21 protein-coding genes are annotated in these 22,070 nt (G+C 73.1%); 10 read left to right on the top strand and 11 right to left on the bottom strand.

From position 1 onward, the window contains the following. Window positions 1–104 precede the first annotated feature (104 nt). On the top strand, window positions 105–1,121 hold the full coding sequence (locus OUQ99_RS15035; protein WP_267950081.1) for a Gfo/Idh/MocA family protein: 1,017 nt from the start codon (window positions 105–107) through the stop codon (window positions 1,119–1,121). Here the strand turns inward: OUQ99_RS15035 and OUQ99_RS15030 are convergent. The 5 genes from OUQ99_RS15030 to ddaH form a co-directional block, all read right to left on the bottom strand. Next, window positions 1,099–2,016 (bottom strand): GNAT family N-acetyltransferase, encoded by a 918-nt coding sequence (locus OUQ99_RS15030; RefSeq protein ID WP_267950080.1) that lies wholly within the window; start codon window positions 2,014–2,016, stop codon window positions 1,099–1,101. The two genes, OUQ99_RS15035 and OUQ99_RS15030, sit on opposite strands and share 23 nt — an antisense overlap. Before the next feature lie 305 nt (window positions 2,017–2,321). Next, window positions 2,322–3,278: a helix-turn-helix transcriptional regulator gene (locus tag OUQ99_RS15025; RefSeq protein WP_267950079.1), complete on the bottom strand. Its 957-nt coding sequence runs from the start codon at window positions 3,276–3,278 to the stop codon at window positions 2,322–2,324. Between the two features lie 156 nt (window positions 3,279–3,434). After that, window positions 3,435–3,839, bottom strand: coding sequence for a RidA family protein (locus tag OUQ99_RS15020; protein ID WP_267950078.1), 405 nt, complete (start codon window positions 3,837–3,839; stop codon window positions 3,435–3,437). Between the two features lie 133 nt (window positions 3,840–3,972). Beyond that, on the bottom strand, window positions 3,973–4,728 hold the full coding sequence (locus tag OUQ99_RS15015) for an alpha/beta fold hydrolase (protein WP_267950077.1): 756 nt from the start codon (window positions 4,726–4,728) through the stop codon (window positions 3,973–3,975). A 162-nt stretch (window positions 4,729–4,890) separates the two neighbouring features. Further along, window positions 4,891–5,676: a dimethylargininase gene (gene ddaH / locus OUQ99_RS15010; protein ID WP_276567192.1), complete on the bottom strand. Its 786-nt coding sequence runs from the start codon at window positions 5,674–5,676 to the stop codon at window positions 4,891–4,893. A gap of 134 nt (window positions 5,677–5,810) precedes the next feature. Here ddaH and OUQ99_RS15005 point away from each other — a divergent pair, with 134 nt between their 5' ends. Both OUQ99_RS15005 and OUQ99_RS15000 read left to right on the top strand, forming a co-directional pair. Beyond that, window positions 5,811–6,929, top strand: a complete 1,119-nt coding sequence (locus tag OUQ99_RS15005; RefSeq protein ID WP_267950076.1) for an NAD(P)/FAD-dependent oxidoreductase — start codon at window positions 5,811–5,813, stop codon at window positions 6,927–6,929. 78 nt (window positions 6,930–7,007) lie between these two features. Then, window positions 7,008–7,289 (top strand): YiaA/YiaB family inner membrane protein, encoded by a 282-nt coding sequence (locus OUQ99_RS15000; RefSeq protein ID WP_267950075.1) that lies wholly within the window; start codon window positions 7,008–7,010, stop codon window positions 7,287–7,289. A gap of 91 nt (window positions 7,290–7,380) precedes the next feature. Here the strand turns inward: OUQ99_RS15000 and bioB are convergent, their stop codons facing one another. Beyond that, a complete protein-coding gene (gene bioB, locus OUQ99_RS14995; RefSeq protein ID WP_267950074.1) occupies window positions 7,381–8,442 on the bottom strand; it encodes a biotin synthase BioB in 1,062 nt (353 codons plus the stop codon). Window positions 8,443–8,761: 319 nt separating this feature from the next. Here bioB and OUQ99_RS14990 point away from each other — a divergent pair, with 319 nt between their 5' ends. Next, a complete protein-coding gene (locus OUQ99_RS14990) occupies window positions 8,762–10,210 on the top strand; it encodes a sugar porter family MFS transporter (protein ID WP_431061509.1) in 1,449 nt (482 codons plus the stop codon). Between the two features lie 163 nt (window positions 10,211–10,373). Then, on the top strand, window positions 10,374–11,804 hold the full coding sequence (locus tag OUQ99_RS14985; RefSeq protein WP_267950072.1) for a sugar porter family MFS transporter: 1,431 nt from the start codon (window positions 10,374–10,376) through the stop codon (window positions 11,802–11,804). Between the two features lie 25 nt (window positions 11,805–11,829). Here the strand turns inward: OUQ99_RS14985 and OUQ99_RS14980 are convergent, their stop codons facing one another. Continuing rightward, window positions 11,830–12,078: an SHOCT domain-containing protein gene (locus tag OUQ99_RS14980; protein ID WP_267950071.1), complete on the bottom strand. Its 249-nt coding sequence runs from the start codon at window positions 12,076–12,078 to the stop codon at window positions 11,830–11,832. Between the two features lie 416 nt (window positions 12,079–12,494). Here OUQ99_RS14980 and pabB point away from each other — a divergent pair, with 416 nt between their 5' ends. Next, window positions 12,495–14,567: an aminodeoxychorismate synthase component I gene (pabB, locus tag OUQ99_RS14975; protein WP_267950070.1), complete on the top strand. Its 2,073-nt coding sequence runs from the start codon at window positions 12,495–12,497 to the stop codon at window positions 14,565–14,567. A gap of 7 nt (window positions 14,568–14,574) precedes the next feature. On the opposite strand, the gene OUQ99_RS14970 is transcribed toward pabB, so the two are convergent. Further along, window positions 14,575–15,318, bottom strand: a complete 744-nt coding sequence (locus OUQ99_RS14970; RefSeq protein WP_267950069.1) for a TetR/AcrR family transcriptional regulator — start codon at window positions 15,316–15,318, stop codon at window positions 14,575–14,577. Between the two features lie 131 nt (window positions 15,319–15,449). Between OUQ99_RS14970 and OUQ99_RS14965 the strand changes: the two genes are divergently transcribed. From OUQ99_RS14965 to helR, 3 genes are all read left to right on the top strand, one after another. Beyond that, window positions 15,450–16,838 carry a serine hydrolase domain-containing protein gene (locus OUQ99_RS14965; RefSeq protein ID WP_267950068.1) on the top strand — a complete coding sequence of 463 codons (1,389 nt, stop codon included), beginning with the start codon at window positions 15,450–15,452 and terminating at the stop codon, window positions 16,836–16,838. An 86-nt stretch (window positions 16,839–16,924) separates the two neighbouring features. Then, entirely contained in the window at window positions 16,925–17,533 is a 609-nt protein-coding gene (locus OUQ99_RS14960) for a DUF4291 domain-containing protein (RefSeq protein WP_267950067.1), read from the top strand. 185 nt (window positions 17,534–17,718) lie between these two features. Beyond that, complete coding sequence (gene helR, locus OUQ99_RS14955; protein WP_267950383.1) at window positions 17,719–19,881, top strand: RNA polymerase recycling motor ATPase HelR; 2,163 nt, start codon at window positions 17,719–17,721, stop codon at window positions 19,879–19,881. Between the two features lie 81 nt (window positions 19,882–19,962). Here helR and OUQ99_RS14950 read toward each other — a convergent pair whose 3' ends face one another. After that, window positions 19,963–20,565: a hypothetical protein gene (locus OUQ99_RS14950; protein ID WP_267950066.1), complete on the bottom strand. Its 603-nt coding sequence runs from the start codon at window positions 20,563–20,565 to the stop codon at window positions 19,963–19,965. Between the two features lie 195 nt (window positions 20,566–20,760). Here OUQ99_RS14950 and OUQ99_RS14945 point away from each other — a divergent pair, with 195 nt between their 5' ends. Continuing rightward, on the top strand, window positions 20,761–21,153 hold the full coding sequence (locus OUQ99_RS14945) for a nuclear transport factor 2 family protein (RefSeq protein WP_267950065.1): 393 nt from the start codon (window positions 20,761–20,763) through the stop codon (window positions 21,151–21,153). Window positions 21,154–21,157: 4 nt separating this feature from the next. Here OUQ99_RS14945 and OUQ99_RS14940 read toward each other — a convergent pair whose 3' ends face one another. Beyond that, the gene (locus OUQ99_RS14940; protein ID WP_267950064.1) at window positions 21,158–21,508 is read right to left on the bottom strand and encodes a helix-turn-helix domain-containing protein; all 351 of its coding nucleotides are present in this window, start codon (window positions 21,506–21,508) and stop codon (window positions 21,158–21,160) included. A gap of 2 nt (window positions 21,509–21,510) precedes the next feature. After that, a complete protein-coding gene (locus OUQ99_RS14935) occupies window positions 21,511–21,873 on the bottom strand; it encodes a type II toxin-antitoxin system RelE/ParE family toxin (RefSeq protein WP_267950063.1) in 363 nt (120 codons plus the stop codon). Between the last annotated feature and the right edge of the window lie 197 nt (window positions 21,874–22,070).

The raw sequence follows: 22,070 nt of genomic DNA, 5'->3' as shown, positions 1-22,070 counted from the left end.
GAGCTCGTCCGCCTCACTGGCCCCCACCGTACGGTTCCCGGGCGCCGAATCCGAGGACCTTCCCCGCCTCGCCCCCGAGATGACCCTGTTTTTAGGATGAGCCCATGACAGATGACAACGGTGGGCTGCGCTGGGGCGTGGTCGGAACCGGCGGTATCGCACACTCCTTCCTCGAAGGGCTCCGGGCCGTCCCCTCGGCCACGGTCACGGCGGTCGGTTCCCGCACGCGGGACCGGGCGGACGAGTTCGCGGACGCGTGGGGCGTCCCGGAGCGCCACGGCAGCTACGAAGAGCTGGCCCAGAGCCCGAACGTGGACGCCGTCTACGTGGCCACCCCCCACCCCTGGCACCACCCCAACACTCTGACCTGCCTGAACGCGGGCAAGCACGTCCTGGTCGAGAAGCCCATGGCGATGAACGCCCTCCAGGTGTCGGAGATGGTCGCGGCGGCGCGCGCCAACGACCGCTTCCTGATGGAGGCGATGTGGACGCGCTACCTGCCGGTCTCCCGCCTGGTCCGCGAGCTGGTGGACGACGGCGCGATCGGGGAGGTCTGCTGGCTGTCCGCGGAGTTCGGCGCCAACGTCCCCTACGACCCCGACCACCGGATCTTCAACGCCGACCTGGGCGGGGGCGCCCTGCTCGACCTGGGGATCTACCCGCTCGCCTTCGCCTCCCGCCACCTGGGCGAGCTGACGGTCGTGGGCGCCACCCGCCAGCTGTCGCCCGACCGCATGGTGGACACGCACACCACCGTCCTGGTGCGCGGGGAGAACGGGGCCACCGGGACCCTGTCCTGCTCCTCGCGCACCACGCTCCCCAACCGGGCGGTGGTGGCCGGGTCGAAGGGGTGGCTGGAGATCCCGAACTTCTTCGCGGCGACCACCGCGGTGCTGCACCGCGACGGCCGCGAGCGGGAGGAGTTCCACCGGCCCTTCCGGGCCAACGGCTACGAGTACGAGGCCGAGGAGGTCGCCCGGTGCGTGGCGGCGGGGGAGCGGGAGAGCCCTGACATGCCGTGGTCGGAGAGCCTGCACCTGGCACGGATCTCGGACCAGATCCGGGACGTGGGAGGGCTCGTGTACAGCCCGGCCAACGTCAAGGCCGTCCCCCTGGGATGAGCCCGGCCGCGCCCGCCCCGGTGGGCGCGGCGGGGACCGGCTCCCCGGGGACGGCTCCGCGCACGGGTCGGCCGCCGCTCGGGGGCCGCCGGCGGGCCCGCGCGCTGAGCGCGCGGGCCGCGGCGAACCGGGCCAGGCCGGGGACGCTCATGCGCGCGACGACCAGGACGGCGTCCTTGGGGCCGACCGCGTGGGCGAAGTAGTCGTCGATCGCCGGGTGGCCGCTGCGGGGCGGGACCCCGTAGACGTCGCCCTCGAACATGTGGTAGGCGTCGCGGACGCGCAGGCTCCCGGGGTCCAGCCGGGGGCCGTCCCCCAGCCACTCGGCCGCCTCGCCCGCGATGCGCCGGACCAGGGCGGGGAGGGGCCGGTGCTCGCTGGGGAAGACGCGTGCGGCGCCCAGGCCCTTGCGCCACCCGGCGTAGACCGCGGGGTGGCGGGTGCGCAGGACGACATAGGTGCGGCGCAGCGGGTGGGCGAGGATCTCCCGTGCCAGGAAGTGGGTCATCAGGGCGGAGGTCAGGCCGAACCGGCGGTGGGCGGGGACCACGCCCGCGGCGTCCAGGTACAGGGCGCGGCGCGAGGCGAAGCTGCAGCGGTGGTAGCCGCCCCAGCCGACGGGGACGCCGTCGGGGCCGAGGATGAGCGCCAGCGTGGAGACCTGGTCGAAGAACCCGGCGTCGACGCGGGCGCGCCAGTAGCCGGAGTGGTCGGCGCCGAAGGCGCGGGCGGCGAGTTCCCGCAGGGTCCCGTGGAGGCGCCTGCGGCAGTCCGGGGAGAGCGAGGCGGGGGAGTCCCACCGGGCGACCCGGTAGTCGGGGCCGAGGTCGCGGATGGTGGGCGGTGCGCTGAGGCCCCGCAGCTCAGGGCAGTGGAGTCGGGTTGGAGCGGGCACGGACACCCCTGCTTTCATTACTCTTCGGAGATAAATGACTCCCCAACGTAGTGGTTTTGGCGGGTTCGCGGGGCGAACTTCGACCAGAAGGTCCGCTCCCCGCCACGGTGGCCGTACAGGGGAATCCCCGCGCACGCGGGCGTCCCCCCGCTTCCGGCGGACCGCGGCGGCGTGCCGTTCGTGCACGGGCCGGGCACCGCCGACCCCCTCCACGGACCCGCCGGCGTCCACCGCGATCGTGGCGGGCCGACGACCGGTGTCCCCTGGACATCGCGGCCTGACCCGGGGCAGGGGGATCGGGGCGCTCAGCCGGAGGCGGCCCGGTTGAGCCGGACCGCCAGGCGGGCCATCTCGGCGCGCAGCTCGTCGGGTTCCTCCACCTCCATCTCGACGTCGAGCATGGCCAGGTAGCAGGCCATCACCCGGAACGAGCCCCCCGCGCACACCAGCACGCACCAGTTCTCGTCCGCGGGTTCGATCCGGCCGTGGTTGCCGATCCCGCGGCGCTCCGCCTCCTCGGCGGGGACGGCCAGCCTGATGCGGGCCTGGTGCGGCCACATGTGCACGCTCATCCGCTCCGCCAGGTAGGCGGCCACCCCCTGCGCGGGAGGGTCGCGCGGCGGGAACCGGGGGCCGGTCGGGGTGAGGGGACGCATCCGGTCCGCCCTGAAGGTCCGCCAGTCCTCGCGGGCGGTGTCCCAGGCCACCAGGTACCAGCGCCGTCCCCGGGAGACCAGCCGGTGGGGTTCGACGATCCTTCGCGAGAGGGTTCCGTCGTGGCTCTCGTAGTCGAAGCGCAGCCGCTCGCTGTCCCGGCAGGCCGACGCGACCAGGGTCAGCACGTCGGAGTCGACCGTGGGTCCGGCGCCGGGCATGGGGACGGTGAAGGCGCCCAGGGCGTCCACCCTCCGGCGCAGGCGCGAGGGCAGGACCTGGAGGAGCTTGGCCAGGGCGCGCACGGAGGTCTCCTCGATCCCCGACACCCCGCCCTGCGCCGCCGTGCGCAGGCCCACGGCGACCGCCACGGCCTCGTCGTCGTCCAACAGCAGCGGGGGCAGTGCGGCGCCCGCCCCCAGCTGGTAGCCGCCGCCGGTGCCCATGGTCGCCCGGATCGGGTAACCCAGCTCCCGCAACCGGTCCACGTCCCGGCGCACGGTACGCGGACTCACCTCCAGCCGGTCGGCGAGGTCCGCCCCCGGCCAGTCCTTGCGGGTCTGGAGCAGGGACAACAGGCGCAGCAGGCGTGCGGAGGTCGCTTTCATGCCCGCAGTCTGCCAGGGGTCCAGGACAGTCACGGTCCTGGACGCCGGGGCCGCCCGGGGGTTTCCCGCGTCCGGGACCCGCTCCGTCCGGGACCGGCGGGCGGTTCCCGGACGGAGCGGGGAGGGCGTCTTCCGGCCCCGCGCCCCGGCGGTGGCTCAGTCCGCGGTGACCGCGACCGCCTCCACCTCGACGAGCTGGTCGTCGTAGCCGAGCGCGGCCACACCGAGCAGGGTGCTGGGCGCGTCGTGCCCGCCCATGTGCTCGCGCACCACGTCCCAGGCCTTCACCAGGTCCTCCTGTCTGGCGGACGCCACGTACACCGTGGTCCGGACGACGTCGGTGAGGGCGGCCCCGGCGTCGTCGAGGGCGGTGCGCAGGTTGCGCATGACCTGGTGGGCCTGGCCCGCGTAGTCGCCCACGGCGACGGTGCCGCCGTCCTCGTCCAGGGGGCACGCCCCGGCGGTCCACACGACCCGTGCCGGGGCGCTCGCCGTGGCCGCGTAGGCGTAGTCCACGTGTTCGGTCAGGGTCTGGCTGCGGATCAGCCTCACAGCGCTCATCGTGCTCCCGTGTGCTCGTTCGTCGGTGCGTACGGGACAACGCCTCGGGGCCCGGCCGGGGTTTCCGCCTCTGCCGACGGCAGAACGGCCCCGCGGCCGGTACCGGGGGTCGCAGAACGACCGGTCCCCGGGGTCAGGCCCCGCGCCGGACGGGCATGAAGGTGGGCGGACCGTCCCCGGCCAGGAACCTCCGCACGTGGGAGGCGCACTCCTCCGGCCGCTCCCACAGCAGAGCGTGGGAGGCGTGCGGCACCACCGCCAGCTCCGCCGAGGGCAGGCCCCGGTACGCCGCCACGGCGTGCTCGACGGGCACGATGTCGTCGTCGCCCACCATCACGAGCGTCGGCGCCCTCACCCCGGCCAGGTCGGCGCTCTCCATCGCGGGCTCGACGGCCATGGACTCGGCCACCTTGCGCAGGACCACGCGGATGTGGTCGGGACCGTCCGGGGAGAGGGCGGCGTAGGGCCCGGCGACCATCTCGGGCAGTTCGCCCTCGGGGCCGGGTTTGGAGAGCAGCGCGGAGTGGTGGAACACCCCGCTGATCAGCACCAGGCGTGACACCAGGTCCGGACGCAGCACGGCCAGCGTCAGCGCGACCATCGCGCCGTGGCTGTAGGCGGCGATGCGGACCGGTCCGCCCGCCACCTCCTCCACGAACGCGGCGGTGTCCAGGGCCAGCGTCTCCAGGGCGTAGGGCCCCTCCACGTCGGCCGTGCGCCCGTGCCCGCGGCGCTCCGGGACGAGGACGCGGTAGGTGTCGGACAGCGCGGCGAGTCCTCCCTGGAAGTCGTCCGCCGTGCCGAACCCGCCGTGCATCAGGAGCAGGGGTTCTCCCGCACCGCTCTCCTCGTAGTAGGTGTGGACGCCGTTGGCGTCGGCGTAGGCCATGGTGGTCTCCCTCCGGGCGGGCCCCGTGCGGGGGACGGGATCCGGCACTGTTTCGCTCTGCCGCGCCCGCGACGCTACGCACCGCCACGGACATTCGGGGCGGGCGGGGCCCGGACGCCTTTCGGTCCGCGCCCCCGCCGCCCGCACGCCCGGCCTCCCGGATCAGCGCGCCCGGTCCGGGATCAGGACGCTCAGGCAGGTCACGCACGCCTCCAGCTTCTCGAATTCCGAGATGTCCACCGGCAGCACCCGCCACCCCTCGGCCGCCAGCTCGTGGACGGTCTCGTGCGCGGCGGCGCTGACCAGCACGTCCCGCCCTCCCAGGGGCAGCACGTGCGCGCCCCGCTCCTCCGGTGGGCGGCGGACCGGCGGCAGGGCGTCGGCGTCCACCAGCTCGGACAGTCCGATCAGCGAGCCGTCCGGCAGGGCGGTCACCGCGGACTTCAGGTGCAGCGCGCGGCCCAGCTCCACGCGGACGACCTCGCGGCCCAGGGGCTTGACCAGCTGTTCGAGCTGGGCGGCGCCGTCGGCGTCGGTGCGCCCGCCCACCCCCACGTAGACGGTCGACCCCACCTGGAGCACATCGCCGCCGTCCAGCGTCCCGGGAGCCTCGATCCGGGCCACCCGCAGCCCCAGCAGGCGCACCGACGCCTCCACCCCGTCGACCTCGCCCCGCCGGGTGTCGGCGCCGGGCCGCGCCAGGATCGCGAGGTCCTCGCACACCACCACCGGGTCCTCCACGAACACCGAGTCGGGCAGGGCCGGAGCCGTCTCGACCTCGTGCACCCGCCACCCCGCCGAGGCGACGGCCTCCTGGTAGATCGTGTACTGGCGTGCGGCCAGGACCGGGTCCACGGGCGTCCGCTCCATGTGGGTCACGATGCCCTGCGCCAGCTCGGGGCCGGGGCGGCGCATCAGGGCGACCCCGTAGTAGGTGTATCCGTCCACGTACACGTCCTCCAGGGGATCGGGGGTCGGCTCTCGGGAGAGCACAACCTATCGCGCACCCTTACCCCTTTCCCGGTCACGGCACGCGGGCCGTCCGGCTTGTCCCGCGGAGCCGGGAGGGGCAGGGTGGGGGCATGGACGTGATCGTGGTCGGCGGCGGGATCGTGGGGACGAGCGCGGCGTTCCACCTGGCCAAGAAGGGCGTGTCCACCGCGCTGGTGGACGCCTCGCACCTGGGGCAGGCCACTGCGGCCGGGACGGGTGTCGTCTTCCCCTGGCCGCTCCCGTGGGACGCCGCGCCGGTATGGGGCTTCAAGGCCCGCGCCGCGGAGCACTACCCCCTGCTCATGGCCGAGCTCTCGGAGGACGGGCACGCCCCCGGCTACGAGGTGGTCGGCGGGATGTCGGTGGACCTGGAGGGGGACGACGCCGGGTTCGACCTGATGCGCACCCTGTCCGAGCGCCCGGAGTTCGCGACGATGGGCCGGGTGGAGCGGCTGGCCCCGGGGGAGCCGCGCGCCCGGTTCCCCCTGGTGCCCGAGCCCTACGGCGGCCTGTACATCGAGGGCATGGCGAGGCTGAACGGCCGGGCCGCCCGTGCGGCGCTGTTCAACGCGGCCGAGGAGCGGGGCCTGCGCTACTTCAAGGGCGACTCACGCCTGCTCTGGAACGGCCACCGGGTCACCGGGGTGAGGGTGGGCTCCGACGACCTGGAGGCGCCCGTGGTGATCGTCGCGGCGGGGGCCTGGTCGGCGGGGCTGCTCGCGGTCGCCGGGGTCGACCTTCCGGTGCAACCGGTACGCGGCCAGATGACCCACTTCGCGCTCCCCGGCCGGGACACACGGGCCTGGCCGGTGGTGCGCTTCGGCGAACGCGACTACTTCGTGTCCGCGTTCGGCCCGGACCGGGTGGTCACGGGGGGCACGCTGGAGCCCGGGGCCGGGTTCGACCGGAGGGTGACGGCCTCGGGGCTGCTGCACAACCTCTCCACCGCGCTGGAGGTGCTGCCCGAGCTGGGGGAGGCGACGGTCGTGGAGACGCGGGTGGGGTTCCGGCCGGGCACGCCCGACGGCCTGCAGCTGCTGGGCCCGGTGGAGCGGCTCCCCGGCGTGCTCGTGGCCACGGGCCTGGGCGGACAGGGGCTGAGCTTCGGCCCCTTCCAGGGCGTGGTCGCGGCCCGGTTGGCCATGGGGGAGGACCCGGGTGTCGACCTGTCCGCCTTCCGCCCCGACCGGTCGACGAGCCCGGCCTGAGCCGGCCGGGGACACGGCGACGGGCCGTTGAGTAGCGGTACTCAGGCGTGGAGGCGTGGGGCGGGGCACCCTGGGGACATGAACACCTTCACCCCCCGGTCCTCCCCCCACTTCTACCTCCAGTCCGCGATCTCCTTCGGGATCTCCTCGGTCGGCGTCGGCGCGGGCATCGTCTACCTCCCCGTCGACCTCTGGATCCGCGCGTTCCTCGGGCTCGGCCTGCTCTACGTCGTCACGTCCACGTTCACGCTCGCCAAGTGCGTGCGCGACCGCCAGGAGGACGCGGTGGCCGCCGAGCTGGCCCAGAGCTACCAGCAGGCACCCCTCTGGAACGGCACCGAGCAGCCCGTCCAGCGCTGACCGGTGGCCCCCGGGACGCGGGCCCCGTGGGCACGAGCCCTCGGCGGACGCCCACGGCGCCGGGGCTCCCGGCCACAGGGGCGCACGCACGTCAGACATTGGGCGGAAGAGCCGTCCCCGCACCCCGCAGCCGCGGTTTCAGCAGTTCGCTGCGGTCGCCCGGCAGGGCGGGCCCGCCCGCGCCCTGTACCGCGAAGCCGGCGTCCTCGATCATCTCCCGGTCGGCCCGGCCCGCCTGCCCCTCGCTGGTGAGGTAGTCGCCCAGGAACACCGAGTTGGCGATGTGCAGGGCGAGCGGCTGGAGGGAGCGCAGGTGGATCTCACGGCCCCCCGCCAGGCGCACCTCCACGTCGGGGAAGACGAACCGGGCCGCGGCCAGGATGCGCAGGCACCTCTGCGGTGTCAGCTCCCAGGTCCCCTCCAACGGGGTGCCGTCGAAGGGCATGAGGAAGTTGACCGGAACCGAGTCCGGACCCAGCTCCCGCAGGGCCAGGAGGGCGTCGACCAGGTCGTCGTCGCTCTCCCCCATGCCCGCGATCAGGCCGGAGCAGGGGGAGAGGCCGGCCTGCTTGGCCTTCTCGACCGTGTCCACCCGGTCGGCGAACCCGTGGGTGGTGCAGATGTCGGAGTAGCGCTCCTCCGACGTGTTGAGGTTGTGGTTGTAGGCGTCCGCCCCTGCCTCGCGCAGGCGCTCGGCCTGCCCCTCGGAGAGGAGGCCGAGGCAGGCGCACACCTCCACGCCCGGGTGCTCGGCCTTGATGCCCTCGATGGCGGGGGCGAGCCGGGCCACGTCGCGGTCGGTGGGCCCGCGACCGCTGGCCACCAGGCAGACGCGGATGGCCCCGGCCCCGACCCCGGCCGCCACGGCCGCACGGGTCTCGTCGGGCTTGAGCCAGGTGTACTTGACGACGCCCGCCCGCGAACCCAGGCGCTGGGAGCAGTAGGAGCAGTCCTCGGGGCACAGGCCGCTCTTCATGTTCACGAGGTAGTTGAGCTTGACGCGGCGCCCGAAGTAGCGCAGCCGGACCCGGAAAGCGGCGGCGACCAGGTCCAGCAGGTCGTCGTCGGGGCCGGCCAGGACCGCGAGGAGTTCTTCCCGGGTGGGCTTCTGTCGGCGGACGGCCTTCTCGGCCAGGGCGGGATAAGTGGTCACGTCATGATCCTGGAGGGGCGGGCCGGGAACGCGCAGCCGCCGGACGAGCCAAAAACACGGCGCAGGTCTTGTGCGGAAGCGCCGTTTCCCGTCCGGCGCGGAGCCGCCCGCGCCGACCCGGCACCCGTCGGGCGTGCGGTCCCGACCGTGGGGGCGCCGGTTCCGGGAGAAGGCCCCCGCTTCCGGCAGCCGGAGGGGCCCGGTGCCGGGGCGAACCGGGGCGCGGAAGCGCCAATCCCCGGACAACTTTTGTCCCGTGGGCGTTTTGTCCGTGACCTCCGCCGCCTTGTGTGCTCACCCTGGAGGGCTATCGACCAACATGGCGCTGGGGGCAGTGGACGTGAGCGGAGCCAGTCAGTCCAGTACGGGGAAGACTCCGGAGGGTGAGGGCAACATCGTCCACGTGACGATGATCGCCGCCGCGGCGGCGATGGGCGGTTTCCTCTTCGGTTACGACAGCTCGGTCATCAACGGGGCCGTGGACGCCATCCAGCAGCGGTTCGACGTCGGCGCGGCCACACTCGGCTTCACGGTCGCGTCCGCGCTCCTGGGGTGTGTGCTGGGCGCCGCGGTCGCCGGCGGACTGGCCGACCGGCTCGGCCGCATCAGGGTCATGCAGATCGCGGGTGTGCTGTTCGCGGTGAGCGCCGTCGGATCGGCCCTCCCCTTCACGGTGTGGGACCTGACCGCGTGGCGCATCGTGGGAGGTGCGGCCATCGGGCTGGCGTCGGTGATCGCCCCGACCTACATCGCCGAGGTGTCCCCGGCCGCCTACCGCGGCCGACTGGCCTCCCTCCAACAGCTGGCCATCGTCCTGGGCATCGCCGCCTCCCAGCTGGTCAACTTCGGAATCGCGCAGATGGCCGACGGCAGCGCGCACAACATGCTCGGACCGCTCCAGGCCTGGCAGTGGATGCTGGGCGTCGAGATGCTTCCTGCCCTGGTCTACCTGGGCCTGAGCCTGCTCATCCCCGAGTCCCCCCGCTACCTGGTCCGTGTGGGGCGCGTGGACAAGGCCCGCGGCATCCTCGCCGACGTCGAGGGCGGCGGGACGGAACGGGTCAACCGCAGGATCGGGGAGATCCGCGAGGCCCTGGGCTCGGAGGTCCGGCCCCGGCTGCGCGACCTGACCGGACGCCACGGCCTCCTGCCCATCGTGTGGATCGGTATGGCGGTGTCGGCGTTCCAGCAGCTCGTCGGCATCAACGTGATCTTCTACTACTCCAGCTCCCTGTGGCAGTCGGTCGGTGTGGCCGAGACCGACTCGCTGCTGCTGAGCCTGTTCACCTCCGTCGTGAACATCGTCGGCACCTTCGTGGCGATCCTGCTGGTGGACCGGATCGGCCGCAAGCCCCTGCTGCTGGTGGGCTCCGCCGGCATGACCGTGGCGCTCGCCCTGGCCGCCTACGCCTTCTCCAACGCGGTCGTGGACGGCGAGGAGGTGTCCCTGCCGTTCGTGTGGGGCGCGGTGGCCCTGGCCGCGGCCAGCCTGTTCGTGCTGTTCTTCGCCCTGTCGTGGGGTGTGGTCGTGTGGGTGCTGCTGGGGGAGATGTTCCCGCTGCGCATCAGGGCGGCGGCGATGGGGGTGGCCACCGCCACGCAGTGGCTGGCCAACTGGCTGGTCACGGTGAGCTTCCCGAGCCTGCGCGACTGGAACCTGAGCGGGGCCTACCTGATCTACGCGGCCTTCGCGGCGATCTCGTTCTTCCTGGTGTGGAAGTTCGTCAAGGAGACCCGGGGCAAGACCCTGGAGGAGATGACCGGCTGACCTGTCCGCGTCCCCGTCCCCGGTAGGCGACCGGTCGGCTGGGGCCCAAGCGCCGGGCATCTTTTTCCCCGTGGGCGTTTCGTCCGTCCCCCTGCCCCCGCACCGCGTTCACCCTGTCGGTGACGGCCGACCGCGGCGGAGTGCCGCCGAGGAGGGAGCGGGGATGACGAGGACGGGCGGGCCCGGCGCCGGGGGGACGGGCCGGGCGGAGGGAGCAGGTCTCGCACGGGTGACCCTGATCGCCGCCGCGGCGGCGATGGGCGGTTTCCTGTTCGGTTACGACAGCGCGGTCATCAACGGGGCCGTGGACGCCATCCAGCAGCGGTTCGAGGTGAACTCCGCCGTTCTGGGCTTCACCGTGGCCTCCACCCTGCTCGGCTCGGTGGTGGGCGCGGCGATCACCGGCTGGCTGGCCGACCGCAGGGGCCGGATCAGCACGATGCGGATCGCGGGCGTGCTGTTCGCCGTGAGCGCCCTGGGGATGGCGCTGCCCTTCTCCATCTTGGACCTCACCGCCTGGCGGGTGCTCAGCGGTGTGGCGATCGGCATCGCCTCGGTGATCGCCCCGACCTACATCGCCGAGGTGTCCCCGGCCGCCTACCGCGGCCGACTGGCCTCCCTCCAACAGCTGGCCATCGTCCTGGGCATCGCCGCCTCCCAGCTGGTGAACTACCTTTTGGCGAGCCTGGCGGGCGGCAGCGCGCACAACATGCTCGGACCGGTCCAGGCCTGGCAGTGGATGCTGGCGGCCGAACTCGTGCCCGCCCTGGTGTACCTCCTGGTCAGCCTGGTCATCCCCGAGTCCCCGCGTTTCCTGGTGCGGGTCGGCCGCGCGGACGAGGCCGGAGAGGTCCTGGGCCGCGTGGAGGGCGGCGGAGACCGGCAGGTGGCCCGGCGGATCGCGGATATCCGGGAGGCGCTGGGCTCGGAGAGGCCCGCCCGGCTCCGGGACCTGCGCGGGCGGTTCGGCCTGCTGCCGATCGTGTGGGTCGGCATGGCGCTCTCGGCGTTCCAGCAGCTCGTCGGCATCAACGTGATCTTCTACTACTCCAGCTCCCTGTGGCAGTCCGTGGGGGTCCCCGAGGGGGACTCCCTCCTGTTGAGCCTGTTCACCTCGGTGATCAACATCGTCGGCACGGTCGTGGCGATCCTGCTGGTGGACCGGATCGGCCGCAGGCCCCTGCTGCTGGTGGGCTCCGCGGGCATGACGGTGACCCTGGCCGCGACCGCGTTCGCGTTCAGCCATGCCACGGTGGTGGGCGACACGGCGCAGTTGGGCTTCGGCTGGGGAGTGGTGGCGCTCACCGGGGCGAGCTCGTTCGTCCTCTTCTACGGCCTGTCGTGGGGTGTGGTCGTGTGGGTGCTGCTGGGGGAGATGTTCCCGCTGCGCATCAGGGCGGCGGCGATGGGGGTGGCCACCGCCACGCAGTGGCTGGCCAACTGGCTGGTCACGGTGAGCTTCCCGAGCCTGCGCGACTGGAACCTGAGCGGGGCCTACCTGATCTACGCGGCCTTCGCGGCGATCTCGTTCTTCTTCGTCTGGAAGTGTGTGAAGGAGACCCGGGGCAAGACCCTGGAGGAGATGACCGGCTGAGCCCGGCCGCAGGAGGGCCGGGCGGTCAGCGCTCCAGATCGATCTTGCGCTGGAGGAACTCCTCGCGGCCGATCTCGCCGCGCGCGTATCTCAGGCGCAGCTCCTCCTCCGCCGCGTCCGGGACCCCGTGTCCGGGCGCGGCGGAGTGCTGCCTCCACGCCGGACGCGGGTGGTCGAACCGCGCGGAGCCCGACACGGTGGTCACCGCCCCGACGAGGAGGGCGCCCAGCGCCACCATGATGAGGATCACGGCCATGGCCATCACGTAGGACATCGTCCACTCCCTGTCCGGTGGAGGAGCCGCCTTCCACCTCTGACTACCTGTCTACCCGGACCGGCATCCCGCCACCAGGCCCCTCACGTACCTGTGGACGGAACCGCCGTGCCCTCCCCGCACCGGGCGCACACCAGGCCGCCCGGGTCCCTCCCCGCCCGTTCACGCCGTCCCCACCTCCTCCGGCAACCGTCGGAAGCGCGTCCCGTACCCCGGCCCCCGTCCCTGGGGCCCGGCGGAACGGTCCCCTGCCAGCCACGAGAGGGTCGGGCCGCAACCTGAGGTGTCAAAATAGGACAGAAATGGCGGGATGTGCGTTCTCCTCGTGGAATGGACCTGGAGCGGAGATCCCGGGAACCCCCGGGCAGACCGGTTGATATCGGGACCGCCTAGGACCTCTACCTGCGGATTCCCTCTTGAGACTGCTGCTGATCGACAACCACGACTCCTACACGTACAACCTCGTCCAACTGGTGGCGCACGTCCTCGGCGACACCCCCCTGGTCCTCACCAACGACGACCCCCGCTGGGCCGCGTTCGACACGTCCTCCGTGGACGCCGTCGTCGTCTCGCCCGGGCCGGGCCGACCCCAGAACCCCCGCGACCTGGGCCGCGTCCCCGACCTCCTGGCGGACGGGCGCCTTCCGGTCCTGGGCGTGTGCCTGGGCCACCAGGCCATCGCCCACCTGGCCGGAGCCGACGTGGTCTCCGCCCCCCAGCCCCGCCACGGCCACCTGACGCGGGTCCGGCACACGGGCCGCGGCCTCTTCGCGGGTGTCCCGCAGGACTTCACCGCCGTGCGCTACCACTCCCTGGCCGTCCCGGCGCCCCTTCCCGAGCCCCTGGCCGCGACCGCCTGGGCGGAGGACGACGTGGTCATGGCGCTGGAGCACCGGCGCCTGCCCCGCTGGGGGGTGCAGTTCCACCCCGAGTCGGTGGCCAGCGACTTCGGAGCGGACCTGGTCGCGAACTTCCTGGACATGGCCCGCGCGCACCTGTCCGCGTCCCGCCCCGCGCAGGCGCTGTCGGGGGCACGCGCGTCCGCCGCCGAGGCCGCCCCCGCCCCTCCCGCGGCGGTGCACCCCCGGGCGCCCGAGACGCCCGCCGCCCGCCCCTCGGGCGCGCCGCGAACCCTCGAACTACCGCGCGCCGTCGACGCCGAGGCCGCCTTCTGCCACCTGTACGGCGACGCCGAGTACGCGTTCTGGCTGGACAGCTCCCGGCCCCAGGGGCCCGCCCGCTTCTCCTTCCTCGGCGCCGCCACCGGCGAGGTCCTCACCTACAGGGTCGGCGGCCCCGTCCGCGTGCGCGACGCCGACGGTGCCGAGCACCGCGAACCCGGGAGCGTCTTCGACGCCCTCGAGCGCAGGATCGGGCGCCCCGGCCCCGCCCCCACGGGACTGCCCTTCGACTTCACCGGCGGCTACGTGGGCTACCTGGGCTACGAGTGCAAGGCCGACACGGGGGGCGCCGCCGCCCACGCGTCGTCCACCCCCGACGCCGTGTGGCTGCGCTGCGACCGCTTCGTCGCCGTGGACCACGTCCTCGGGCGCACCTACGCCGTCTGCGCCGACGGCCTCCCCGACGGCGACGACTGGCTGGCCCGCACCCTGGCCTCCCTGGACGGGCTCGCGCCGCCGGCGCCGCCCGCGCCCCCCGCTCCGGCGGCCGACCTGACCCCCCTGCTGGAGCGCCCGCGGGAGGGCTACGTCAGCGACGTGAAGGAGTGCCTGGGGCAGCTCACGGCGGGGGAGAGCTACGAGATCTGCCTGACCAACCGCGTCCGCAGGCCCGCCGACGGCGACGTCCTGGACTTCTACCGCCGAATGCGCGCCGCCAACCCCGCGCCCTACGCCGCCCTGCTGCGCCTGGGCGGCGTGAGCGTGCTCAGCGCCTCGCCCGAGCGGTTCCTGCGGGTGGAGGCGGACCGCACCGCGGAGAGCCGGCCGATCAAGGGCACGGCACCGCGCCACCCCGACCCGGCCACCGACGCGCGCGCGGCCGAGGAGCTGCGCACGGGGGCCAAGACCCGCGCCGAGAACCTGATGATCGTGGACCTGCTCCGCAACGACCTGGGAAAGGTGTGCGAGGTCGGCAGCGTGGAGGTGCCCGCGTTCATGTACACGGAGTCCTACGCGACCGTGCACCAGCTGGTGTCCACGGTGCGCGGGAGGCTCCGTCCGGACGTGTCCACCGTCGAGGCGGTGCGCGCCTGCTTCCCCGGGGGGTCGATGACCGGGGCGCCCAAGGTGCGCACCATGGAGATCATCGACCGCCTGGAGTCCTCGGCCCGCGGCGTCTACTCCGGCGCGCTGGGCTACCTGTCGCACACCGGTACCGCCGACCTGAACATCGTCATCCGCACGGCCGTGAGCGCCGACGGGGAGCTGACCATCGGGGCCGGGGGCGCGATCGTGCTGGACTCCGACCCCGAGGAGGAGTACGAGGAGATGCTGCTCAAGGCCGCCGTCCCCGCCCGCGGCCTCTGACCCGCGCTCAGCCCTCGCCGCCGAGGCGGGCGAGCCGCGCCTCCAGTCCGTCCAGGACCCGCTGGAGGCCGTAGTCGAAACCGCTGTCGCGGATCTCCTCCAGGCTCCTGCCCTCCTGCGCGGCGTGTCCTGCACGCAGCCTCGGAAGGTCCCGGAGCGACTCCTCCATGGCGGGTGCGAGGCCCTCCCGCCACTCGCTCTCGCTGCGGCCGCTGCGCGCGAACACCGACAGGTAGGCGACCTCGCTGGTCACCATGCCCATGACGTAGGCGGTCACGGTGCTCATGGCCTGGTCGGCCTCCTCCAGGCCGAAGCCCGCGGCCTCGAACACGCCGAGCAGCCCCTCCGAGACCTGCGCCAGGTTCGGGCCGAGGCGGGAGAGCCCGACCCGGCCGAGCACGGAGACCATCCACGGGTGCCGCAGGGCGGCCGCCCTCAGGTCCCGGGCGTTGCCCTCGACCGCGGCCCTCCAGCCCCCGGCCCCTTCGGAGGACGGTACCGGCAGCTCGCCGTAGACCTCGTCAACGACGAGTTCGATCAGCTCGTCCTTGCCGGCCACGTGCCGGTAGAGCGACGTGGCCCCGGCGTCGAGCCGGGAGCCCAGGGCGCGCATGCTCAGGGCGTCGATGCCCTCCTCGTCCAGGAGTCCGATCGCCTCGGCCACGATGCGGTCCCGGCTCAGCGCGGGTTGCCCCCCGGACTTGTTCCGCCTGGCCCACACCGACGGGACCGCTCCGGCCCGACCTGCCACGAAGCCTCCTTCGATCGCCACCGACCTCGAGCGGAGACTAGCGGACAGTGTTCTCCCTTGCGCACACCCGACCCTGTGCGTACAGTGTTCGCAAGAAGAGAACGCTGTACGCACGAAGGCGGGGAACGACCATGGGCTTCGACACCTCCCACTGGCAGGGCCGGCTCGACGAGCTCGGCGCCGCCCACCGCGTCCCCGGGGCGGCCCTGGCCGTCCTCGCCGGCGGCACCGTCCACGAACTGGCCACCGGGGTACTCCACCGGGGGACCGGAGTGGAGACCACGGCCGACTCGGTCTTCCAGCTCGGCTCCGTCGCCAAGGTCTACACCGCCACCCTGGCGATGGGCCTGGCCGAAGAGGGCCTGTTGGACCTGGACGCACCGGTGCGCGACGTCCTGCCCGACTTCTCCCTCGCGGACGAGGAGGCCGCCGGGGTCATCACCCCGCGCCACCTCCTCACCCACACGAGCGGCCTCAGCTGCGACCTCGTCGTCGACACCGGTCGGGGCGACGACTGCCTGGCGCGCTTCGTCGCGGCGTGCGCGAAGGAGGACCTGGACTGCCCGCCCGGCACCGCGCTCTCCTACAGCACGAGCGGGTTCAGCGTGCTCGGCCGCGTCATCGAGGTCCTGACGGGCAGCACCTGGGACCGGGCGCTCAGGGACCGGGTGCTGGACCCCCTCGGCCTGGACCACACCATGACCCTCCCGGAGGAGGCCCTGCGCTTCCGCACGGCGATGGGCCACACGGGAGGGGCCGGGGAGGGCCCCGAACCGGCCCCGGCCTGGGACCTCATGACGCGTTCGTCCAGCCCCGGGGCCATGGTCCTGGCCACCGCCGGAGACATGGTGCGCCTGGCGCGGGCGCACCTGGAGGACGGCAGGGCGGCGGACGGCGTCCGTGTCCTGGCCCCCCGCACGGTGCGGGCCATGCGCGAACTGCAGGCGGAGTCCCCCGACAAGTGGTCCGTCGAGGCCGCCGGGTGGGGCCTGGGCTGGACCCTGTACGACTGGGACGGGGTCCGGGGCTTCGGGCACGACGGCGCCGCCACCGGCCAGTACTCCTACCTGCGCGCGGTGCCGGGCGCGGGGGTGGCCCTGGCCCTGGTCACCAACGGGGGAGGGGCGCGCAGCCTCTACGCCGACCTGTTCGGGGAACTGCTCGCCGCTCTGGCCGGCGTGCGCATGCCCGACCGCTTCGCCCCTCCGGAGCAGCCTCCCGCCGTGGACACGGCCCGCCTCACCGGCGCCTACCGCCGTCCGGGCGTCGTCATCACCGTCACCGGGGGCGGGAACGGCCTCCGGATGGTCTACGAGTTCGTGGACGGCATGAGCCGCTTCTCGCCGCCGCTGGAGGCGGACCTGGTGCCGGTGGAGGAGACGGCCACGGCGACCGTGTTCGCGGCATCCGTCAGCGGTACCTCCTTCGGGGAGGACTGGATGCCGGTGGTCTTCACGACGTCCGCCGACGGCACACGGTACGCCTACGTCGGCATGCGGGCCGCGCCCGAGGTCGTCTGAGCGGCCGGTGCGCCACCGGTGGGGGAGCGGTAGCCCCCGGAAATCCGGTTGCCCGGGGACCGGCCGGGGCACCACCCTGAGCGGTTATGAACGCCCCCGACGTCCCGCGGTACCAGATCCGCGCCCTGCACACCGACACCTCCGTCACCGTCTACCAGGCCTACACCCCCTCCATCGGACTGCCTGCCGCCCGGCAGGGCCGCTTCCCCTCCTCCTGGAAGAGGGAGCGGATGACCTGGGTGAAACCGTCGTTCATGTGGATGATGTACCGATGCGGGTGGGGTCTCAAGAAGGACCAGGAGACCGTGCTGGCGGTGGAGATCAGCCGTGAGGGGTTCGAGCTGGCGCTGCGCGACGCGTGCCTGTCGCACTTCGAGCCCCGCGTGCACACCGAGCGGGAGACGTGGAGGCGTCGGCTGCGGGAGTCCTCCGCGCGTGTGCAGTGGGACCCCGAACGCGACCTGAGCCTGGCCCCGCTGGCCCACCGGTCCCTCCAGCTGGGGCTGTCCGGGCAGGCCTCGCGGCGCTACGCCGACGAGTGGACCGTGTCCATCACCGACGTGACCCCGCTGGTCCGGCGTGTGCACGCGCTCGTCCGGGAGGGGGACACCGCCGCGGCCGCCCGCCTGCTCCCCGAGGAGCGCCCCTACCCGGTTCCGCCGGAGGCCCTGGACCACCTGCGTCCCGCCGGCTGAGGCCGCCGACCGCCGTACGCGTGCGGCGGCCCACCGGGCCGTCCCCCAGGGGCCCGCCCCCGGCGCACGAAAAAGGAGAGGGTTCTGGGAACTCCTCTCCACTCTCAACTTATAGCGCACCCGGGGGCTTGCGGCAAGACCCCCGTCGTGCTGCAGAATCGTCCTTCGTGACCAGCACCGACGACATGGGAGACGGCGTGAACAGCCTCACCACCAGCGCGTTCGACCTCCCCGAGCACCTCGCCGCCAAGGCCGACCCGGCCCTGATCGCCGACGACGAACGGCACTTCGCGTCCATCGCGCAGAGCCTCGAACAGTCGGTCTCCGAACTGTCCGCCCGCCTGGACGCCCGGCGCAGCGCGCCCGTCGGCAAGGGGCGTGAGGTCCTGGACCGGGACCTGGAGATCCACCGGATGGCCAACCGCCTGCGCGCCCTGCGCCGTTTCGGCCTGGACCTGTGCCTCGGGCACATCGTCGGCGCGGACGGATCCGGTCCCGTCTACATCGGGCGGCTCGGCCTCACCGACGTCGAGGGGCGCCGCCTCCTGATCGACTGGCGCTCCCCGGCGGCCGAGCCGTTCTTCGCGGCCACCCACGCCGACCCGATGGGGCTGGCCAGCCGCCGCCGGTACCGGTGGACCCGCGGCCGGATCAGCGACTACTGGGACGAGGTGTTCACCGCCGACGGGTTCGAGGGGCACGCCGCCCTCGACGACCAGTCCGCCTTCATCGCCAGCCTGGGCGACAACCGGTCGTCCCGGATGAGGGACGTGCTCGGCACCATCCAGGCCGATCAGGACGCCATCATCCGCGCCGGGTCCCGCGGCGCCCTGGTCGTCGACGGCGGGCCGGGCACGGGGAAGACCGTCGTCGCCCTGCACCGCACCGCCCACCTCCTGTACTCCGACCCGCGGCTCGGCCACCGCCGGGGCGGCGTGCTGTTCGTCGGTCCGCACCAGCCCTACCTGGCCTACGTCGCCGACGTCCTTCCCAGCCTCGGGGAGGAGGGCGTGCAGACCTGCACCCTGCGGGACCTCGTCCCGGAGGGCGCCTCGGCGAAGCCGGAGAAGGACCCCGGGGTCGCCGCGCTGAAGTCGTCGGCGGGCCTGGTCGACTCGATCGAGGCGGCCGTCAGGTTCTACGAGAAGCCGCCCACCGAGGGGATGACGGTCTCCACGGACTGGTCCGAGGTCTGGCTGGGCGCCGACGACTGGGCCGAGGCGTTCTCGGCCCCCGGGCCGGGGACCCCGCACAACGAGGCGCGCGAGCAGATCTGGGACGAGCTGGCGTCGATCGTGGCCGACAAGCACGACGACGAGGACGTCACCCCCGACCTCGTGCGCGGTTCGCTCATGCGGGACGAGGAGCTCGTCACGGCCCTCCAGCGCGCGTGGCCGATGATCGAGCCGACCGATCTCGTCGGCGACCTGTGGTCCGTCCCCGCCTACCTGCGCCTGTGCGCGCCCTGGCTGGGCCCGGACGAGGTCCGCGGGCTCCAGCGGGAGGACGCCCAGGCCTGGACCGTGTCCGACCTGCCGCTCCTGGACGCGGCGCGCCGGCGCCTGGGCGACCCGGGGGCGTCACTGCGCGAGCGCCGGCGCAGGGCCGCCGTCGCGGCCGAGCGCGAGCGCATGTCGGGCGTCATCGACAACCTGCTCGCGGCGGACGACGACGGCGAGGGCATCGTGACGATGCTGCACGGACGGGACCTCCAGGACACCCTGGTGGACGAGGCCGCACTGCCCTCCGCGAGCCCGGACCTCCTCGCCGGACCGTTCGCGCACATCGTCGTGGACGAGGCCCAGGAGCTGACCGACGCGGAGTGGCGCATGCTGCTGCTCCGCTGCCCCTCCCGGAGCTTCACCATCGTCGGGGACCGCGCCCAGGCCAGGCACGGGTTCACCGAGCCGTGGCGGGAACGGCTCGAACGGGTCGGGTTCGACCGGATCGAGACGGCCTCCCTGAGCATCAACTACCGGACGCCGGAGGAGGTCATGGCGGAGGCCGAGCCGGTCATCCGGGCCGCGCTGCCGGACGCCAACGTGCCGACCTCGGTGCGCGCCGGCGGGATCCCCGTCACGCACGGACCCGTCGAGGACCTGCACCGGGTCCTCGACGCGTGGCTCGCCGGGAACGCGGAGGGGACCGCCTGCGTCATCGGCGATCCGGCGTTCCGGGCGACGCCGCGCGTGCGTTCCCTGACACCGCAGCTGGCGAAGGGGCTGGAGTTCGACCTTGTCGTCCTCGTCGACCCGCAGGGGTTCGGCGAGGGGATCGAGGGTGCGGTCGACCGCTACGTCGCCATGACCCGCGCGACGCAGCGCCTGGTCGTCCTCACCGGCGTCTGACGGCGGCCGGCACGGCACGATCGGCGCCGCCGGGGCCGGGGCCGCGCCTTCGCGGGCGCACCCGGCCCCGGGGGGCCTACGTCAGCTCCGGCCGTCGGCGGTGAGCGGTGCGCCGTCCAGTGCGGTCCCGGTGAGGGTGACGCGGACCTCGGTCACGACATCGGTGCTGCTGATCGCCAAGCACGACATCGAGCAGAGGAGGAAGCCCGTGCGGTGCTGTCCGCGCACGGCGCCGGACCCCGGGGAGAGGCAGTGGCGCGCACCGTCGCGGAGCCAGGTGTACACGCCGTGGACGTCGTCGTCCTTCCAGCCCCTGAGACCGGCCGCGCCGATGCCGAGGGCCAGCGTCTCGGCCAGGTAGTCCGGGTCGAAGTAGCTCCCGAGGCGAATGGTCAGCTCCTTGAACCCGTGGCCCCCGCCGAAGGCCCACACGGCCTGGAGCGAGTTGACGCCCTCGGCCACGGGAGTCGCCTCCAGCCGCCACTCGTACTCCTCCAGGAAGGGCGCGTGTCGTTCGAGCCACCTCTTCCGCTTGCGGGGCGGGACCACCCAGGGCCGGGGGATCTCGTGGAAGGGCGGCCACTCGACCTCACCGCATCCCCACCGCCCCGGCCAGGACCGGACCCGTTCCCGGTTGGCGACGAACTCCGCCCGGAGTCCGTCCGCCCCTCGTCGCACAGCCACGGCACCTCCTCGTCTCTCGGCCCCCGCCCTCACCTCTCGGCCACGGCGGCGCTCAGGCCGCAGATGCCGCCGCGTCGGGACATGCCGAAATCCTCTGCCATGGGATTGTCCCGGGGAGCGGGCCGCCCGAGGTGGTGAGACGCTGGGAAAGGGAGAACGAGGCGTGTGTCGGCCAGCGGCGAGGAACCACCGCGTGTGGCGGGTGAGGGGTACGGCATGGAGGACGGCGACGGTGTCGAGCGGGCGATCGAGGGGGAGCTGCGGCTGCTGGACCCCCGGGTGCGCGCGTCACGGCACCTGGCGGGGGAGCTGCTGGACCCGGAGTTCACCGAGGTCGGCAGGTCAGGGAGACGTTGGAACCGTCAGGCGATACTGACCGAGCTGCCGACCATGGACGGGCCGGTGCCCGCCGGGGCGGCGCCGGTCCGGGTTACCGGCATGGCGGGACGGTTGGTCGCACCGGGGGTGGTGCACCTGGCCTACACCACCGACCGCGGCGGGGTGCGGGCGCTGCGGAGTTCGCTGTGGCGCCTGAACCCCGACGGAGTGTGGCGGCTGTACCACCATCAGGGCACACCCGCAGCCTGACCGCTCAGGCGGCCGTCCCTTCCCTCGGAGCGCTGACGGGCATGCGCAGGAGGTGGTCGCCGAAGTCTGCCACGAGCTCGAGTCGACCACCCATCGCCTCCACGTATCGGGCCACGACGTCGAAGGAGGAGACCTCGCCGTGTTCGATCTGGGACACTCTGGCGACGCTCACCCCCATGGCCTCCGCGATCTCCCGCTGGGTGAGCTCATGACGTTTCCGGGTGAGGGCAAGCTGGTGCCCGCGAGCCTCGGCCAGGAGGAGGCGGGTCCCCTCTTCGATTTCCTCAGGGCTGACGCCCGCCGAGTACAGCTCCTGCTCCAGGGACTCCCAGTCCTCCGGTGTGCGCTTGGCCATGCTCATTCCTCCGGCTCGTCGGTGTATTCGGCATAGAGCCGCTCGGCACGCGGGATATTGGTCCGGTACCACCGTCTCCAGTCTCCCGACTTGTCACCCCCGAGGAGAAGCAGAGCCGAACGCGAGGGATCGAAGGCGAAGATGATCCTGATCTCAGAGCTCCCACCGGAGCCCGGGCGAAGCTCTTTGAGGTGGTGCAGACGTGATCCCTTGAGCCGGTCAACAAGTGGTCGTCCCAGCATGGGGCCTTCCTGCCGCAACGCCCCAACAGCTTCGGCCACCTGGGCAGCTGAACGAAGGTCCTCCTTGATCAGCGTTCGGAACCATTCCGCATACTCCTCGGTGACCTTGACGGGCCAGGACAACAGAACGCCTCGTCCAAGGCCTCTTGTAGCTTAAGGCATCCCTTGAATTGTAGCCATCCAGTAACTCCCTGCCTCGAAAAGCGCAGAACTGCCAAGCCGCCACCCGCGCCGGAAACCCGGGCCACACCCTTGACCCGGTGACCTGGATCACTTAAGTTCGCCTTCAGCACAGCTGTTCGCAAAACGTACATCCGGGG

The organism is Streptomonospora nanhaiensis (genome assembly GCF_026642255.1).
GTDB classification, from domain to species: Bacteria; Actinomycetota; Actinomycetes; order Streptosporangiales; family Streptosporangiaceae; genus Nocardiopsis; species Nocardiopsis tropica.
This window is presented reverse-complemented; position numbering and strand designations above follow the sequence as displayed.